General features: G+C 72.2%; 17 protein-coding genes. 9 read left to right on the forward strand and 8 right to left on the reverse strand.

The genetic code is table 11. The annotated features are described in order from the left end of the window. The first annotated feature begins 1 nt into the window (after position 1). Both msrB and NKI68_RS05440 read left to right on the forward strand, forming a co-directional pair. The gene (gene msrB / locus NKI68_RS05435) at positions 2–448 is read left to right on the forward strand and encodes a peptide-methionine (R)-S-oxide reductase MsrB (protein ID WP_254545692.1); all 447 of its coding nucleotides are present in this window, start codon (positions 2–4) and stop codon (positions 446–448) included. Continuing rightward, positions 445–873, forward strand: a complete 429-nt coding sequence (locus tag NKI68_RS05440; protein ID WP_254545693.1) for a GIY-YIG nuclease family protein — start codon at positions 445–447, stop codon at positions 871–873. Before msrB ends, NKI68_RS05440 begins: the two co-directional genes overlap by 4 nt. A 2-nt stretch (positions 874–875) precedes the next feature. Here the strand turns inward: NKI68_RS05440 and NKI68_RS05445 are convergent, their stop codons facing one another. The 3 genes from NKI68_RS05445 to NKI68_RS05455 form a co-directional block, all read right to left on the reverse strand. Further along, positions 876–1,346: a hypothetical protein gene (locus NKI68_RS05445; RefSeq protein WP_254545694.1), complete on the reverse strand. Its 471-nt coding sequence runs from the start codon at positions 1,344–1,346 to the stop codon at positions 876–878. 102 nt (positions 1,347–1,448) lie between these two features. Beyond that, positions 1,449–3,095, reverse strand: a complete 1,647-nt coding sequence (locus tag NKI68_RS05450; protein ID WP_254545695.1) for a hypothetical protein — start codon at positions 3,093–3,095, stop codon at positions 1,449–1,451. Beyond that, positions 3,092–3,907 (reverse strand): ABC transporter ATP-binding protein, encoded by an 816-nt coding sequence (locus NKI68_RS05455; RefSeq protein WP_254545696.1) that lies wholly within the window; start codon positions 3,905–3,907, stop codon positions 3,092–3,094. The genes NKI68_RS05450 and NKI68_RS05455 overlap by 4 nt, the downstream gene beginning before the upstream one ends. A gap of 158 nt (positions 3,908–4,065) precedes the next feature. Here NKI68_RS05455 and NKI68_RS05460 point away from each other — a divergent pair, with 158 nt between their 5' ends. Next, complete coding sequence (locus NKI68_RS05460) at positions 4,066–4,494, forward strand: acyl-CoA thioesterase (protein WP_254545697.1); 429 nt, start codon at positions 4,066–4,068, stop codon at positions 4,492–4,494. Here NKI68_RS05460 and NKI68_RS05465 read toward each other — a convergent pair. The 3 genes from NKI68_RS05465 to NKI68_RS05475 form a co-directional block, all read right to left on the reverse strand. Then, positions 4,470–7,043: an ATP-dependent DNA helicase gene (locus NKI68_RS05465; RefSeq protein WP_254545698.1), complete on the reverse strand. Its 2,574-nt coding sequence runs from the start codon at positions 7,041–7,043 to the stop codon at positions 4,470–4,472. The two genes, NKI68_RS05460 and NKI68_RS05465, sit on opposite strands and share 25 nt — an antisense overlap. 105 nt (positions 7,044–7,148) lie before the next feature. After that, positions 7,149–7,751 (reverse strand): cyclase family protein, encoded by a 603-nt coding sequence (locus NKI68_RS05470; protein WP_254545699.1) that lies wholly within the window; start codon positions 7,749–7,751, stop codon positions 7,149–7,151. Positions 7,752–8,067: 316 nt separating this feature from the next. Then, positions 8,068–8,946: an EamA family transporter gene (locus NKI68_RS05475; RefSeq protein ID WP_254545700.1), complete on the reverse strand. Its 879-nt coding sequence runs from the start codon at positions 8,944–8,946 to the stop codon at positions 8,068–8,070. Positions 8,947–9,100: 154 nt separating this feature from the next. On the opposite strand from NKI68_RS05475, the gene NKI68_RS05480 reads away from it, so the two are divergent. Genes NKI68_RS05480 through NKI68_RS05490 form a run of 3 tightly spaced genes read left to right on the forward strand, consistent with a single transcriptional unit; the run spans position 9,101 to position 10,615 of the window. Continuing rightward, positions 9,101–9,364: a DUF7996 family protein gene (locus NKI68_RS05480; RefSeq protein WP_254545701.1), complete on the forward strand. Its 264-nt coding sequence runs from the start codon at positions 9,101–9,103 to the stop codon at positions 9,362–9,364. 41 nt (positions 9,365–9,405) lie between these two features. After that, positions 9,406–9,666, forward strand: coding sequence for a DUF8006 family protein (locus NKI68_RS05485; protein ID WP_254545702.1), 261 nt, complete (start codon positions 9,406–9,408; stop codon positions 9,664–9,666). Positions 9,667–9,694: 28 nt separating this feature from the next. Further along, positions 9,695–10,615, forward strand: a complete 921-nt coding sequence (locus tag NKI68_RS05490; RefSeq protein ID WP_254545703.1) for a CPBP family intramembrane glutamic endopeptidase — start codon at positions 9,695–9,697, stop codon at positions 10,613–10,615. Between the two features lie 9 nt (positions 10,616–10,624). Here NKI68_RS05490 and ahbB read toward each other — a convergent pair whose 3' ends face one another. Continuing rightward, positions 10,625–11,662, reverse strand: coding sequence for a siroheme decarboxylase subunit beta (gene ahbB / locus NKI68_RS05495; protein ID WP_254545704.1), 1,038 nt, complete (start codon positions 11,660–11,662; stop codon positions 10,625–10,627). Positions 11,663–11,790: 128 nt separating this feature from the next. Here ahbB and NKI68_RS05500 point away from each other — a divergent pair, with 128 nt between their 5' ends. The 3 genes from NKI68_RS05500 to NKI68_RS05510 all read left to right on the forward strand — a co-directional run bounded on the left by NKI68_RS05500 (position 11,791) and on the right by NKI68_RS05510 (position 14,579). After that, positions 11,791–12,669: an SDR family NAD(P)-dependent oxidoreductase gene (locus tag NKI68_RS05500; protein WP_438267810.1), complete on the forward strand. Its 879-nt coding sequence runs from the start codon at positions 11,791–11,793 to the stop codon at positions 12,667–12,669. A gap of 109 nt (positions 12,670–12,778) precedes the next feature. Then, on the forward strand, positions 12,779–13,399 hold the full coding sequence (locus tag NKI68_RS05505; protein WP_254545706.1) for a PH domain-containing protein: 621 nt from the start codon (positions 12,779–12,781) through the stop codon (positions 13,397–13,399). Between the two features lie 115 nt (positions 13,400–13,514). Next, complete coding sequence (locus tag NKI68_RS05510; RefSeq protein WP_254545707.1) at positions 13,515–14,579, forward strand: anthranilate phosphoribosyltransferase; 1,065 nt, start codon at positions 13,515–13,517, stop codon at positions 14,577–14,579. Between the two features lie 12 nt (positions 14,580–14,591). Here the strand turns inward: NKI68_RS05510 and NKI68_RS05515 are convergent, their stop codons facing one another. Then, the gene (locus NKI68_RS05515) at positions 14,592–15,587 is read right to left on the reverse strand and encodes a bile acid:sodium symporter family protein (protein ID WP_254545708.1); all 996 of its coding nucleotides are present in this window, start codon (positions 15,585–15,587) and stop codon (positions 14,592–14,594) included. Positions 15,588–15,595: the final 8 nt, after the last annotated feature.

Raw genomic sequence — 15,595 nt, forward strand, 5'->3', positions numbered from 1 at the left:
TATGTCCGAACCCGAGACGCACGACCTGCCGCGGAGCGACGAGGAGTGGCGCGAGGTGCTGACCGACGAGGAGTACCGCGTGCTGCGAGAGCAGGGGACGGAGCCGAAGTTCACCGGCGAGTTCATCGGCAAGGGCGACGAGGGGACCTACGTCTGCGCCGGTTGCGGGGCCGAGCTGTTCGACTCGGAGACGAAGTTCGACCGCGAGGGCTCCGGCTGGCCCTCCTTCTACGACGCGGACGAGGACGCGATCGAACTCCGCCGCGACACGAGCCACGGGATGGTCCGCACGGAGGTCGTCTGCGCGAACTGCGGCGGCCACCTCGGGCACGTCTTCGACGACGGGCCCGACCCCACGGGTAAGCGCTTCTGCATCAACTCCGTCGCGCTGGACTTCGAGGGCGAAGGGGAGCGCGACAGTGCCGGGAACGGGGCCGGCGACGCGTGAACGGAGCGGGCACCTACACCCTCCTCGTCCGCCTGCCGACGGCCGCCCGCGTCGCGTTCGGCGCGGCGGGCGAGCGGGCGCTCTCGGCGGGCTGGTACGCCTACACGGGGAGCGCCCTCGGCCCCGGCGGGTTCTCGCGGGTCGACCGGCACCGCGAACTCGCCCGCGGCGAGCGCGACGGTCGCCACTGGCACGTCGATTACCTCCTCGGGCACCCCGCGGCGTCGATCGAGGCGGCCGTCACGACCGACGGCGAGGATCGGGAGTGCGCCGTCGCGCGGGCGCTCGCGGACGGCGATACCGCCGCACCCGTGCCCGGCCTCGGCGCGTCGGACTGCGACTGCGACACTCATCTCGTCTTCGCGCCGGAGCGCGCCCCGCTGGAGCGCTCGGTGCGCGCCGCCCACCGGTCGGCGCGAGCGTGAGATCACCGCGACTGCGAGCGGTGTCGGAGCGCGAGGACGACGCCGACCGTTGCGATCGCGAGGTAGATCGCCGGGCCGTTTGTTTTCGGAACGTAGAGCGCGACTGCCGCCGCCGCGAGTGCACCGAGCGCCGCGACGGCGCTCGCGACGTGCCTCGCCTCCGGTCCACTGACGTACCGGACCGCTACGGCGGCGGTACCTCCTAGCATGAATGTTCCCAGCGGAATCGTGTAGAGGACGAGCGAACCGACCCCGCCGAGCAACAGCAGGAGGCCGATCGCCGGGAGCAGGCGACGCCGGATCGTACGCGGGGAGACGCGCCTCGACGAGAGCAGGACGGTTAGCACCAACAGGACGGACGCGAGGACGACGGCGACGGTCCCCAGTTCGAAGACGACTATCAGAGCGAGAACAGCGACTGCGACGGGTATCCCCAACGCTTGCGGATACCGGATTTCGTCGCCGATGCTCATGGGCGATGGGCGGACTGAGTCACGATAAATGTGAGGACGGATTCCGGTCGTCTCGCCCCGGCAGCGTGGGCCTGGCGAGGGCGTTCTGCTCACGTCCCGCCGCTAGTCGTACGTGTACCCCTCGAACCCGCGGACGGCGACGCGAACGCCGACGGCCGCCGCGACGCACCCGAGGACGGCCGCGAGCGCCAGCCCCGCCGCGAGGATCGCGGTCGATCCGACGCCGAGGAGTTCCGAGAGGACGGCGCGCGCGACGGGGGCGCTCGCGACCAGCGCCGGGAGGCCGGCGAGCGAGAGGACGAGCGAGTAGGCGGCGAAGGCGAACAGGCTCGGGACGACCGCCTCGCGGCTCCGGCTCAGCCGGACCGTCCCGAGGCGGGGAAAGAGCGTCCCCGCGCCCGTCGCGATGCCCGTCGCCGCGAGCGGGAGGACGACGGCCGTGACCGCGACCGCGAGGAGGCCGACCGCCCCCAGCCCGCCCGCGACGCCCAGGCCGACCGCGAGCAGGGCCGTAAGCGGGACGCCGACGAGCGCGCCCGCCAGGCAGACGCCGGCGACGAACGTCCGCCCGGTCACGGGCGTCGTGAGCGTCACCGGCAGCACCGGTCCCTCGTCGCCGACCGGGTTGAGCGAGAAGGCCGCGCCGGTCGCCCACGCGCCGTAGAACGCGACGATCGCGGCGAGTTCCGGCGGCACCTCGCCGGACGTGAGCCCCTGCGAGAGGGGTGCCCAGAGGAAGAACAGCGGGTAGACGACGTACTGCAGTCGCAGGGGGTTGCGCCTGGCGCGGAGCCAGCTCTTTCGCGCGATGCGCGCCACGGGCCGCGGGATCCCCGCCACGTCGCCCATCCCGGAGGACCCCTCGCTCCGCGTCTCGGGCTGGACGGGGTCGTCGTACCACAGCGCTTCGGCGAGGCGACCGCAGGCCCAGCCGAGCGTCGGCACCGCGAGGGCGGTCGCGGCGACGGCACCCCCCGCCCGGAGCGCGCTCGCCCCGGCGACCGTCCCGTAGAAACCGAGGTCGGCGAACCAGCCCAGCGGCGTCGCGGCCACGACGTCGAGGATCGGCTCGAACGCCGACGCCGAGTCGCCGCTCGTGACGGTCGCGAAGTAGGCGAGAAACAGCGCCACGGCGACGGGCGTGCGATAGCGCGAGAGCGTCTCGGAGCGCGCGATCGCGAGGCGCACGAGGAGGCCGAGGGCGAACCCGACGAGCACGCCGAGGGCGACGAGCGCGACGACCGTCGCCAGCAGGAGCGCCGCGGCCAGGGGTGCGCTCGCCCCGACGCCGAAGGCGACGGCCATCCCGAACGCGGGCAGGCCGGGCAGCAGCAGCGCGACCAGGAACTCCACGAGAAGGGTCCCGGCGACGACCTCTCGGTGCGGGACGGCCGTCAGCAACCCGTCGAGGTTCGGCGGGTTCGCCGTCTGTTGCACGGCGCGGAGCGCGGTGATGAACGCGGCGAACCCGAACAGCCCTGTGACGACGAACCGGACGATCCGCATCGGGACCTCCGCCTCGCCCGCCGCGACCGCCCCGGCGAAGACGTACACCCCAGCGACCCCGCCGACGAACACGAGCCCCCCGAACAGCGCGGCGACGGCGAGCGCGAGGAGTTGCCCCCTCCGCCCCCGCATCGATCGCGTCCGTCGGACGATCTCGGTACGGACGAGCAGCCGAACGCGCCGAACGCGCGCGGCCCGGGGGTCGGAGCCACCCGTCTCGCCCGCCGCGCTCGCCGCGCTCATCGCGCCCGCTCCGCCCCGTCGGGGCGGACGAGGTCGGCGTCCTGGGTGACCTCCAGGAAGACGTCCTCCAGGGTTCGTCCCTCCCCTTCGCCATCGCCCTCACCGTCGCGAGCGTCGCCGTCGACGCTCTCCGCCGCCCGCCGCTTGAGCACCTCGGGCGGTCCCTCGGCGACGAGGTCGCCGTCGAACAGCACGCCCACCGTGTCGGCGAGTTCGTCGACGACCGGGAGGACGTGCGTCGAGAGAAACACCGTCGCGTCGCCCGCGGCGAGGTCGGCGATCGTGTCGCGGACGGTGCGCGCCGCGCGCGGATCCAGCCCCGCGGTCGGCTCGTCGAGGAAGATCACGGCGGGGCGGTGGAGGATCGCCTGGATGATGCCCGCCTTCTGCTTCATCCCCTTCGAGTACGTCGAGATGCGCTTGTCGGCGTCCTCGTCGAGGGAGAACCGCTCCAGGAGTTCCCCGATCCGCGCACTCGCCTCCTCGTTCGGGATGTCGCGCAGTCCGGCGACGTACTCGAGTTGCTCGCGCCCGGTGAGTTCGTCGTACAGCGGCGGGGCGTCGGGGAGGTAGCCGATCCGCCGGGTGACCGCCCGGCGGTCGGCGATCGGCTGACCGTCGATGCGGGCCTCCCCCGCCGTCGGGCGCAGGAGGGTGGTCAACATGCGGATCGTCGTCGTCTTCCCGGCTCCGTTCGGGCCGAGAAAGCCGTAGACGGTGCCGTGGGGGACGGCGAGGTCGAGGCCCTCGACGGCGATCTCGTCGCCGTACCGCTTCGAGAGCCCCGTCGCCTCGATCGCGAACGGGGACATGCGTCCGCGTGGTGATCCGCCGGCGGCAAATACCTGCCCATTCAGTGAGTGTGCGACTACTCACAGTCGGGGGCGACGGCTCGCGGGCGGGGCGGCCGGAACCGCCGACTTCCGCACGCGACCGCAATCGCAATGGGTCAGCGCCCCTCGATGCCGCCATGGACGACAGCGACGCCGACGCCGACGCCGACGACTTCCCCTTCACGACCGAGATTCCGGTCCGCTACCGTGACCTCGACACGCTGAACCACGTGAACAACTCCGTCTACAGCACGTACCTCGAACAGGGGCGCATCGAGTACCTCCAGGAGGTGGTCGGCATCGACGCCGGGCCCCAGATGGTGCTCGTGCACGTGGAGGCCGACTACCGCGCGCCGATCCACCTCGGGCAGACGGCCCGCGTCGACGTCCGCGTGAGCGACCTCGGGACGTCGAGCTTCACCTTCGACTACCGGGTGCGCACCGACGAGGGCGTCGCGCTCACGGGCGAGACGGTGCAGGTGAGCGTCGACCCCGAGACCGGGGAGCCGCGGCCGCTGCCCGACGACTGGCGGGCGGCGATTCAGGAGTTCGAGTCCCAGAACTGATCCAGTCCGAGGTCGAGCATGTCGGGGCTCACCCGGGCGAACTCGGCGCGCTCGGCCTCGCCCAGCAGGTCGTTCACCGACCGCGGCGCGTCGGGGAGGTAGCGGCGGTCGAGCAGGACGCGCACGCCCGTCTCGTCGTGACCGCGGAGGACGCGCCCGAACGCCTGGCGCGCCTTGCGGACGGCGGGCACCTGCACGGCGGTCTCGAACCCGTCTGCGAAGGTCCGGTCGTAGGCGTTGGTCACCGCCCGCATCCGGGGCGCGGCGGTGTTGGCGTAGGGGACGCCGACGGTCGCGGCGCAGTGGAGGCGGCGACCGCGGTAGTCGACGCCCTCGGTGACGGTGCCGCGTGCGCTCGTGACCAGCACGCGGTGGATGCCGTCGTCCTGGAAGAACCGCGAGAGCATGGCGTCGGTCTCGGAACTGTCAGACGACCGGTCCCGGAGGACGGGCTTCGAGACGCGCTCGCGGAGGTACTCGACCGCCCACTCCGCCTCGCGGTAGGAGGGCAGACAGAGCAGGACGTTGCCGTGACCGCGCGCGAGGCTGACGAGCGCGCTCGCGTACGCCCGACGGGTGGGCGTCATCTCGTCGTAGTCGGCGACCGGCGGGCCGCGCTCGCGGTAGGTGAAGGGCGGCAGGTCCACGACCCAGCTCGCCCGGTTCGACGCGGGGAAGGCGAGGTCGTAGCTCGCGGTCTCGACGCGCCGGGGGTCGCGCTCCTCGGATCCCTCGGCGAGCAGGTCGAGGCCGCTGACCCGACGGTAGACGTCGAAGGGTTCGAGCGTCGCGGACATGAGCACGCCCCCGGCGAGGTCGTCGAAGGTCCGGGCCAGGGGCTCCTGGGGGATGCAGTTGTAGAGCGAGAGCGAGGCGTTGTACGCGCTCGCCCAGTCGGGGAGGGTGGTGTCCTCGACTGCCTTCTCCGCGTACTCCAGTTCGATCTCCCGGAAGTACGTCGCGTGCCCGGCGGTCCCCCAGCGCCACAGGAGGGTGCCGACGGCGTCGCAGACGGGGGTCCGGTCCGTCTGCCCGTCGTTCTCGTGGACGGCGGCGGCGACGTGCCCGACGTCGCGCAGCCGTAACCAGACGTCGTCGGAAAACTCCCCGCTCGCGGCCTCGGTCAGCCGGTCCACCTCGACCGTCTCGGGGTCGCGCAGGGGGAGTTCGTGGTCGTCATCGGGGAGCGACCCCTCGCGGAACGCGCGCTGCCAGTCGCCGTACTCCTCGCTGAGGTAGTCGGAGACCTCGTCGTCGATGGCCGCCGCGAGCCACTCCAGGAACGACTGGGCGGTCCGGAGGTCCCGCTCGTCGACGCCGGAGAACTCCGACAGCGTCCGCCGGGCGTGTCGCCGGTGGGCCTCGGGGTCCGCGCCCGGCGCGCCGCCCGTCCCGGAGAGGTACTCGCGGACGAGCGCGACGTCGCGGTGGGCGGTGCGGATCGCGTGCAGCGAGAGCGTCTCCGAGAGGAGGTCGCGCACGCGCTCCTCGAGCATGTGCGCCTCGTCGACCACGAGGAGCGTCCCGTCGTCGAGGACGCCCGCCTTCTCGCGGGTCAGGCGGCGCGTCTTCGGGTCGAACGCGTGGTTGTAGTTGCCGATCAGCACGTCCGCGTCGCCCATCAGCGCCGCCATCGCCTCGTGGGGGCAGACGCCTCGATCGACGGCGGCGCGCACGGTCGCCTCCGCATCGAGGACGTTCCGCTCGCCCGCCGAGAAGTCGAAGCCGACCCACCCCTCGTCGGCGAAGAACCGCGCGTAGAACGGATCGAAGCGACCGGACTCGTCTGTGAGGGGGTCGGCCTCGTCGGCGTCGGCGAGCACGTCGCGGGTGTGCGGCGGCTCCGCCGGGTAGGGGGCGGTCGCGCCCGCCGTCTCCAGGCGCTCGCCGGGGAGGTCCTCGACCAGCCGACAGAGCGCCTCGGCGCGCAGCGGGTCGTACCAGGGGGTCTCCTCGTCGCGCTCGCCGCGGTGCTCGGGACAGCGCGCCTCGGAGTAGGAGAGCCGATCGCAGCCGTCGGCCCCGCAGACCTCGATGCGGCCGTCGAGCGCCCCCGGCGACACGTCGAGGGACGCCTCTGACTCCCGGCTCACGAGCCGCGCCGTCAGCTCGCGCATGTCCGAGGAGGCGTCGTGGACGCCGCGGTCGGCCGGGAGGGCGTCCGCGCGGGCGTAGGGGAGGAGATCGCGCTTGCCCACGAGGACGAGGCCGTCGAACGGCTCGTCGCGCTCGGCGTTGAGCGTGCGCACCTCGGTGACGAACTGCCTGAGTTGCTGCTTGACGGGCGTGACGGCGAACACGCGCTCGCCGACGCCGTCGCGCACCGCCTGGAGCCCCGCGACGAGCGCGATGAGCGTCTTGCCCGTGCCGCAGGCCCCCTCGAGCAGGAGGTACCCGCCGTCGCCCATCACCTCGCGCGCCCGCTCGACGCCGTCGACCTGCTGGGGGTAGGGGTCGAACGGGAACAGGTCGCGCCAGGCGGCGTCGAGGTCGGCGCGCGGGACCGTCCGCTGGTCGGCGTCGTACCGGGTCTCGGCGGAGTCGCTCACGCTGGTGGGTTTACCCCCTCGATCGCATATAAACCGTCGGACCGCGGCGGGCGCGCCGACCGCCCGTCGACCGCCCGTCGATCGTCCGTCGACGCTCGTCGCCGATCACTCGTGCGCGACGACGCGGGCGGGCGCGCCGTCGGTGTCCGCGAGCGGGAGCGGGAGCGCGTAGACGACGACGCGATCCGGGAGCGCGCCCAGGTTGGTCAGGTTCTCGATGATGAGGCAGTCGGCGCGGAACAGTTCGTGGTGGGCGATGAGGTCCGCCCCCATCGGGTCGACGCTCGGTGCGTCGATGCCGACGTCGTAGCCGAGCTCGGCGCAGCGTTCGGCCGCGCCGGCGGAGAGGTACGGGTAGTCGTAGTAGGCGTCGTCGCCCCAGTAGTCGCTCCAGTCGGTGCGAAACAGGAGGAGGTCGGCGTCCGTCTCGGGGACGTACCCCTCGCCGATCGACTCCTCGGGACCGACGGCGCAGTCGACGAGGCGCGCGTCGAAGCGGAAGCGATCGATCGGGTAGGTCGAGAGCGCCCGCCCGCCGGGTTCGACGTGACGCGGGGCGTCGATGTGCGTCCCCGTGTGGGTGCTCATCCCGAAGGCGGTCACGCTGTAGCCGTCGTCGTCGACCGTCGCGTTCGGCCAGGCCTCGACGATGGGATCGCCGGGGTACGTCGGCATGCCCGGTTCGACCGGGTGCGTCAGGTCGTACATCACGCGCGTCGCCCCGGCCGCCTCCCTGCGCTCGTGCTCGCCGGCGCTGGCCGGACGGACGGGCGGTGGCGTCTCGCTCGGGGCGCGTCCGCCGCCCGCCTCGACGCGCGTGCGGCGCAGGTAGCACTCGCATCCAGCCGGCAGCGACCCCGCACCGAACTATCTGCACTTTTCGTTGACATAATCGAACCTATACCCGGCGGGGAACATATATCTAGGCGGCCGTACTCCGGTCGCCTCCCCCGATTTCGATCGAACGCGACGGGTTCCTGTCGTCCGTCCGTCGCTCGCGGACGTTCGCGTGACGTTCGGCGCGTCAGGCGAGCGCGACGAGGGCGACGCCCGTCATCGCGAGGACGCTCGCGGCGAGGCGTTGCGGGAGCGCACCCTCGTCGAGGAACACGCCGCCGAGGACGACGGCGACGACGGCCTGGGCGTTGATGATGGGCGATGCGACGCTCGCGGGTACCGTCTGGAACGCGAGCGCGGTGACGTGGTTCACGACGGCGACGAGCAGCCCCATCGCGACGATTCCGGGGTACGCCCGTCGCGGGAGCGCGTCGAGTCGCCGTCGACCGAGCGACAGCGAGACGACGAGGATGCCGAGCAGGCCGATCCAGACGACCAGCGGGACGGGGAGCGCGAGTTCCTGCAGGAGGACCCGCTTCGTCACGTCGACGAGGCCGAACAGCGCCGCGCCGAACAGGGCTAGCTGTGCCGGGCGGTACGTGAGCGCGCGGCGAAACGGCGCGAGGAGCGCGCCGGCGCGGTAGTTCGCCAGGTAGACGCCCGCGGTGGCGACGAGGACGCCGACGACCTGGAGCGGACCGAGGTGCTGGCCGAGCGCGAGCACCTCGATGGGGAGGACGAACAGGGGGACGAGTTTGTTCAGCGGGGCGACGTAGGAGACCTCGCCGCGGTTGACGGCGAGCAGGGAGACCGCGCCGGCCGCGCCGGTGAGCAGCGCCGCCGCGACGAGCGCCCCGAGGTCGACGAACGCCGTCACCGCGCCGCCGAGCGTCCGCCCGTCCGGCCACGCGAGCACTCCGATCGGCAGGTACCAGGCCAGCGCCGACGCGTACGCGCCCGCCATGTACGGCATCGTCGGGTACGAGCCGAAGTAGCGCTTGTAGAGGACGAGGTACGCGCCGAACAGGAGGGCGGCGGCGACGGCGTAGAGGTGTCCGACGTTCACGTGGTGTGCTTCGCGAGGAGCGCCAAAGGCCGGTCGGTTCGGGTTCGATCGGGCTCGGTTCGAATCGGATCGGTCGGTCGGAGCAGTTCGAATCGGATCGATCCGGTCGGTTCGGATCGAGGGGTTCAGGAGCGCGCACTCCGTAGGCCCGAATATGGCCGACCCCGACCCCGACCGCGCCGCCGCCGCGACCGACGGGGAGTCCGGAGAGGGATCGAGCATGGTCTCGGACCGCGTGAAGCTCGGAGCCGCCATCGCCCTCCTCGGCGTCGTCACGCCGGGGCTCCTCGACTTCGCCCTCACGACCCTCGGCGCGCCCGGCCTCGGGCGGATCGTCTGGGCGCTGGGCTACGGAACGACCGTCGTCGTCCTGTTCGTCCTCTTCGTCCGCCCGCTCGACATCGGCGCGGCCGAGTAACGGAAGGTTGAAATTCGCCTCGAAACGAGTGGTACGTACGAATGCTCACGCTCCCACTGCAGGTCATCGACAACTTCCTGCTACAGTTCAACCTGGGGCAGGTGTTCCTCTTCCTGTTCGCCGTCGGACTGCTGGCGACCTTGCCCCTCAAGAGCAAGACCGTCGTCGGAGCGCACATCGTGCTGTTCGGCCTCCTGCTCGTGCTCACGCCGTTCAGCCTGATGGGCAGCGACTTCGTCTACCGCGCCATCGGCATCGCGTTCGTGTTCATCGGTCCGATGGTCATGGTCGTCGGTCGATAGCCCCGTGACGCCCCCCGCTCGCTGACCCGTGTCCCTCCTGCAGAACCCCCGCGAAGGTCGCCTCCGCGCCCCGTGGCGACTCCTCCTCCAGTCTGCGCTCCTCCTCGCGATCGCCGTCGTCGGGTTCGTCGCCGTCTCGCCGCTCGCCGGTCGGACGACGCCGCTCGCGCTCAACACGCTCGTGATGGCGTTCGCGGTCGGCGTCTCGGTCCCCGTCGCGGCGCGCCTGTTCGACCACCGACCGCTCGACGACCTCGGCCTGCACGTCGACCGCCAGTGGTGGCTCGACTGCGGCTTCGGTCTCGCGCTCGGCGCGGGCCTCCAGACGCTCGTCTTCGCCGCGCAGGTCGCCGCCGGCCTCGTCGTCGTCACCGACGTCGCGCGCCTCTCCCCGTCGCTGCTCTCCGGGCTGGCGTCGTCGCTCGCGATGTTCGTCGCCGTCGGCGTCTACGAGGAGGTGCTCTCGCGGGGCTACCAGCTGACGAACGCCGCGGAGGGACTGCGCGGCTACCTCGGCCACCGCGGGGCCGTCGCCGCCGCCGTCCTCCTCACGTCGGGGCTGTTCGGCGCGCTCCACGCCGCCAACCCCGGCGCGACGGCCGTGAGCGTCCTCGGCGTCTCGCTCGCGGGCGTCTGGCTCGCCCTCGGCTACGTCCTCACCGGCGAACTCGCGATCCCCGTCGGGGCGCACGTCTCCTGGAACTTCTTTCTCGGGGCGGTCTACGGCTTCCCGGTGAGCGGCAACCGCATCTCGCCGTCGCTCGTCCGCATCCAGGAGATCGGTCCCGACGCGCTAACCGGGGGACAGTTCGGTCCCGAGGCCGGCCTGGTCGGCATCGCGGCGATCCTCCTCGGGAGCGTCGCGGTCGTCGGCTACGTCGCGGCGCGCGACGGACGGCTCTCGATCGCCGCCTCGGTGACCGTCCCGGACATCCTCCCCGAGAGGTGAGCGCTATCCCTAGACCAGTTCCTCGTACTGCGCGCCCGTCTGCTTCAGCGTCGCAGTCGAGTAGAGCCGCTCGTGGTCGAAGGGGAGGTGGTCGGCGGCGAGTTCGTCGATCTTCTCGTCCACCGTCCCGGGGTCGCGCCCGTGGATCATCGTGAAGAGGTTGTACGGCCAGCCGTGCTCGGGGCGGCGCGGGCGGTGGTAGCAGAGCGTGACGTACGGCAGGCCGCCGACGCGCCCGCCGCGGGCGTCGAGTTCGTCGTCGGGCACGTCCCAGACGACCATGCAGTTGGCGTCGAAGCCGGTGACGACGTGGTTGACGACGCAGCCGACGCGCTTGATGCAGCCGGCCTCGAGCAGGCGGCGGACGGCCGCGACGACCTCGTCAGCGTCGGCGTCGATGGCGTCGGCGACGTCCGCGTACGGCGTGAGCGAGAGCGGGAAGCCCTCCTGGATCGCGAGCAACAGCCGCCGGTCGAGGTCGGTGAGGTCGGCGGTCGCCTCCTCGGAGATGCGCGTCGCGGTCACCGTCGTCCCCTCCGACGCTCGCGTCTCCCTGGCGAACCGGTCCTCGTTGACGACCGGGAACTCGAGGTCGATGTAGTAGTCGGTGAGCATGGGGAGGTTCAGCACCGCACAGCCGGTCCGCTCCTCGATCTCCGCGAGGATGCGGTCGCGCGTCGCCCGCGACCCGGCGGTGACGACGAACCACACGTTCCACTCGTGGTCCCGGCGGTAGTTGTGGTTCACCTGGCGGTAGCCGTTGATCACCTCGGCGATCTCCTCGAAGCGGTCCGCCGGCGCTCGCACGGCGGCGAGCGTCGAACTCCCGATGACCGGCGGGTTGAGGACCGCGCCGAACCGGCGGAAGATCCCGCGCTCGTGGAGGCGTTCGACGCGGGCGAGCGCCTCCGTCTCGCTCACGCCGAGCGCCTCGCCGACGGCGCGGAAGGGACGCCGTTCGACGGGGAACCCGCTCTGGAAGTCGTCGACGAGTCGCGCGTCGACGGCGTCGAGGTCGGCGCGCCAGTCGTCCTCCAGTGCGCTCATTGGTCGGGATACGGAGGCCGGGACTTACACGCTGTCGGTTTCCGGGAGGGAAGCACGACACGGTTTTCCGAATGGCGCGCGTGGAGCGGACCGTGACCGAGCCTCTCGCGGACGGATCGCCCGCCGAGATGACCGGACGGGTCGTCCTCCTGACGGGCGCGACGAGCGGTATCGGTCGCGCCGCGGCGCGTCGCCTCGGCGGCCTCGGGGCGACGGTCGTCCTGACCGGGCGGGATCGCGAGCGCGGGCGGGCGGCGCTCTCGGCGGTGCGCGAGGCGGGCGGCGACGGGGCGTTCGTCCGCGCGGACTTCGCCGACCTCGACGCCGTCAGGGCGCTCGCCGCCGAGGTGCGCGGGCGCTACGGTCGCCTCGACGTGCTCGCGCACAACGCCGCGCTCTCGCTGTCCTCGCGCCGGGCGGTCGACCTCGACGGACGCGAGGTCGAGACCGTCTTCCTCGTGAACCACCTCGCGCCGTTCCTCCTGACTCACGAGCTGGCGGACCTGCTGGTCGCCTCCGCGCCCGCTCGAGCGGTCGTCACCGCGAGCGCGGTCCACCGGCGGGGGGTCCTCGACCTCGACGACCTCGCGCTCGCCGAGTACGACCCGCTCTCCGCCTACGCCCGCTCGAAGCTGGCGAACGTGCTGTTCGCGGTCGAACTCGCCGACCGCCTCGCCGGGACGGGCGTCACGGCGAACGCCTACCACCCGGGGTTCGTCCCCGGGAGCGGACTCTACCGGGAGGCGGGCGGCGCGTTCGGGGTCGCCGTTCGGATCGCCGCACGCCTCCCGTTCGTCGGCAGGACCGTCGAGGAGGGGGCGGACGGCCTCGTCCACCTCGCCGCCTCGCCGGACGCGGCGGATACGACCGGCGAGTACTTCGACGGGCGCGATCCCGCGGAGCCCGACCCCCGCGTCCGGGACGCCGCGCTGCGCGAGCGGCTGTGGACGACGAGCGCCGCCCTCGTGGACGCCCCCGAGACGCCGGCGCTCTCCGTCGGTCGGTGAGGGGGATGGGATGGGAGGGGAGCGGACGGGGGTGAGTACGAATCGGACGGGGCGGACGACGGATCGGGGGGTAGATGGATATGCGTCGGGGACGTACCTCCCGGCGAGCATGTCATCCGCACGTGACGTCCCCGACTGGGTCGCGCTCGGTCCGAACGAGCGGGTGGTCTGGAACGATCACCCGAGTCTCTACCCCGCGGCGGCGTCGCTGGCCGCCGGGATCGTGCTCTTCCTGCTCGGTCCCCTCTCGCTCGCGCTCCTTCCCGAACCGTGGTCCCTGATCGGGGTCGTCCTGCTCCTCGCCGGTCTCGCCGTCGCCCTCGGCACGTACCTCCGCCACCGGAGCACGCAGTACGTCATCACGAGCAACGAGGTGTACGAGAAGCGCGGGTTCCTCTCGCGACAGGTCACCAGCCTCCGCATGGACCGCGTCCAGAACACGACCTACGAGCAGTCGCTCCTCCAGCGCCTGCTCTCCTACGGCGACGTCCACGTCGACACCGCCGGCTCCGGCGGGACGGAGATCGTCTTCCGCGACGTCACCGATCCGCAGGAGGTGAGTCGGCTGATCTCGCGACAGCTCGACGCCCAGGCCTCGGGGTCGCGGGCCGCCGATCGGGACCGGAGTCAGAGTCGCGGCCGAGGCCGGGGGCGAGGCCGCGGCCGGAACCGAGATCGGGATCGGAGCCAGGAGCAGGGCGGCGGTGGCGGTGGCAGTGACAGCCCCTGACGTCGCGGCGTCGTCTCCGCCGTCGTCTCCGCCGTCGTCTCCGCCCGCGGATCGCTAACGGGCTCGCGGCGACTCGAACGGGACGTTTTTCCCCGGCGCGGTCCGATCCCCTCGCATGGCGAAAGCGACGCGATCCTTCGGCGACTGGCCGCTGAAGCGGCTCATGACGGAGGTCGTCGGCAGCGGGCACAAGTCCGCGGACGACATGACCCGCGACCAGGCCCGGGAGGCGTTCCGGCGCATCCTCGCGCTCGAACCCGACCCGACCACCCTCGGGGCGTTCTGGCTGGCGAACCGCTGGAAGCGCAACACGCCCGAGGAGCTGGCGGCGTACGTCGACGTGATGGCAGAGGAGTCAGTCGAGTTCGCCGAACCGGACTGCGATCCGGTGGACTGCGGCGCGAACTACGACGGCAAGCACACCTCCGCGCTGCTCGGCGTCGGGGCGGGCCTCGTCGCGGCCGCCGCCGGCACCCCGGTCGTCGCCCACTCGGGCGACCGCGTCCCGACGCAGAAGGCGACGGCGTACAGGCACGTCCTCGACGAACTCGGCGTCGAGACGGATCTCTCCCCGGCGGAATCCGCCGACATGACCGACGAGGTGGGGTTCGGCTTCTACTACCAGCCGAACTTCAACCCCGGCGTCGCCGGCCTGGAGGACCGCCGCGACCAGATGGGCGTGCGCACGTTCGTCAACACCATCGAGACGCTGGCGAACCCCGCGCGCGCCGACGTCCACCTCGGGAGCTTCTACCACCTGCCCTACGCCAAGCGGATCATCGACACGTTCGAGGCGAGCGAGCGCTACGACCCCTCGCGGGTCGTCATGTTCCAGGGGATGGAGGGCTACGACGACATCCGGCCCGGCTCGACCAAGGTCGCCGTGTGGGACGGCGGGGAGTTGAGCGACTTCGACATCCGGACCGAAGAGTACGGCATGGACTTCGCGGGCGAGGACCTGGCCGTGGACGACGTGGCCGCGGACTCCGCGCGCATCACCGAGGCGGTGCTCGCCGGCGAGCGGACGGACCGCTTCGCGGACGCGATCGCCGTCAACGCCGCCGTGCGGATCTTCGCCCGGCGGGACGCGGAGACGCTGGATGAGGGACTGGCGGCGGCGCGCGGGGCCATCGAGGACGGGAGCGCCGAGGAGCGACTCGAAGCGCTGCGCGCGTTCTGAGTCCCGTCCCGCTCAGTCGTCGGTCGCGCCGGACGCCCGCGCCGCGCCGACGCCCGCCCGATACTCGTCGTGCCACGTGAAGAGGCTCGCCAGCGCCGGGCCGGTGACGTTGTGCCAGACGGAGAACAGCGCGGGGACGAGCGCCGCCTCGGCCCCGAAGAACGTCGCCGCGAGCGCCGCGGCGAGCCCGCTGTTCTGTAGCCCCACCTCGAAGGCGCAGGTTCGGACGCGCTCGGTCGGCATCCGCGCGACCCGACCGGCGGCGTAGCCCCCGCCGAGGCCGATCGCGTTGTGCGCGACCACCGCGAGGACGACGAGGCCGCCCGCCGCGAGGATCGTCTCGACGTTCGCGCCCACCAGCCCGGCGACGATGGCGACGATGACGGCCACGCTCACCGCCGGGAACACGTCGAGGCCGACCTCGGCCGCGCGGGGTGCGAACCGATCGAGGAGCCAGCGGATCGCGAACCCGAGCAGCACGGGCACGAGCACGATCTGGACGATGCTCAGGAACATGTCGAGGAACGTCACCTGCAACCGCTCGCCGAGCAGGAGGACGACCCAGGCGGGCATGACCAGCGGCGCGGCGAGCGTCGTGACGGTGGTGATGGCGACCGAGAGCGCCACGTCGCCGTCGCCGAGGTAGGCCATCACGTTCGACGCGGTGCCGCCCGGCGCGGCTCCCACGAGGATCAGCCCGACGCCCACCGCCGGCGGGAGGTCGAGAGCCAGGTAGAGGCCGTAGGCGGCGGCCGGCATGATCAGCCACTGGGCGAGCGCGCCGACCGCCACGTCCCGCGGGCGCTCGACGAGTCGCCGGAAGTCCGCGGGCTGGAGCGTCAGCCCCATCCCGAGCATGATGACGCCGAGCAGCGGCGCGATGTACCGAAGCACCGGCGTGAACGGCGACGGTTCGAGGACGGCGACGCCGGAGAACAGGAGCACCCAGAGGACGAAGTACGTGCTCGCGAACCGACTGATCCGACGGAGGAGTCCGGTGAGCGACATGGGATCGT

The sequence above is a fragment of the Halomarina pelagica genome, from assembly GCF_024228315.1.
Classification (GTDB): domain Archaea; phylum Halobacteriota; class Halobacteria; order Halobacteriales; family Haloarculaceae; genus Halomarina; species Halomarina pelagica.

Excerpts from the sequence above, each read along its gene's own strand:
- NKI68_RS05455 (WP_254545696.1), bottom strand. The coding sequence starts at position 3,907 with ATGTCCCCGTTCGCGATCGAGGCGACGGGGCTCTCGAAGCGGTACGGC.
- NKI68_RS05500 (WP_438267810.1), top strand. The coding sequence starts at position 11,791 with ATGACCGGACGGGTCGTCCTCCTGACGGGCGCGACGAGCGGTATCGGT.
- NKI68_RS05450 (WP_254545695.1), bottom strand. The coding sequence starts at position 3,095 with ATGAGCGCGGCGAGCGCGGCGGGCGAGACGGGTGGCTCCGACCCCCGG.
- ahbB (WP_254545704.1), bottom strand. The coding sequence starts at position 11,662 with ATGAGCGCACTGGAGGACGACTGGCGCGCCGACCTCGACGCCGTCGAC.
- NKI68_RS05480 (WP_254545701.1), top strand. The coding sequence starts at position 9,101 with ATGGCCGACCCCGACCCCGACCGCGCCGCCGCCGCGACCGACGGGGAG.
- NKI68_RS05510 (WP_254545707.1), top strand. The coding sequence starts at position 13,515 with ATGGCGAAAGCGACGCGATCCTTCGGCGACTGGCCGCTGAAGCGGCTC.
- NKI68_RS05505 (WP_254545706.1), top strand. The coding sequence starts at position 12,779 with ATGTCATCCGCACGTGACGTCCCCGACTGGGTCGCGCTCGGTCCGAAC.
- NKI68_RS05515 (WP_254545708.1), bottom strand. The coding sequence starts at position 15,587 with ATGTCGCTCACCGGACTCCTCCGTCGGATCAGTCGGTTCGCGAGCACG.
- NKI68_RS05445 (WP_254545694.1), bottom strand. The coding sequence starts at position 1,346 with ATGAGCATCGGCGACGAAATCCGGTATCCGCAAGCGTTGGGGATACCC.
- msrB (WP_254545692.1), top strand. The coding sequence starts at position 2 with ATGTCCGAACCCGAGACGCACGACCTGCCGCGGAGCGACGAGGAGTGG.
- NKI68_RS05460 (WP_254545697.1), top strand. The coding sequence starts at position 4,066 with ATGGACGACAGCGACGCCGACGCCGACGCCGACGACTTCCCCTTCACG.
- NKI68_RS05470 (WP_254545699.1), bottom strand. The coding sequence starts at position 7,751 with ATGTACGACCTGACGCACCCGGTCGAACCGGGCATGCCGACGTACCCC.
- NKI68_RS05485 (WP_254545702.1), top strand. The coding sequence starts at position 9,406 with ATGCTCACGCTCCCACTGCAGGTCATCGACAACTTCCTGCTACAGTTC.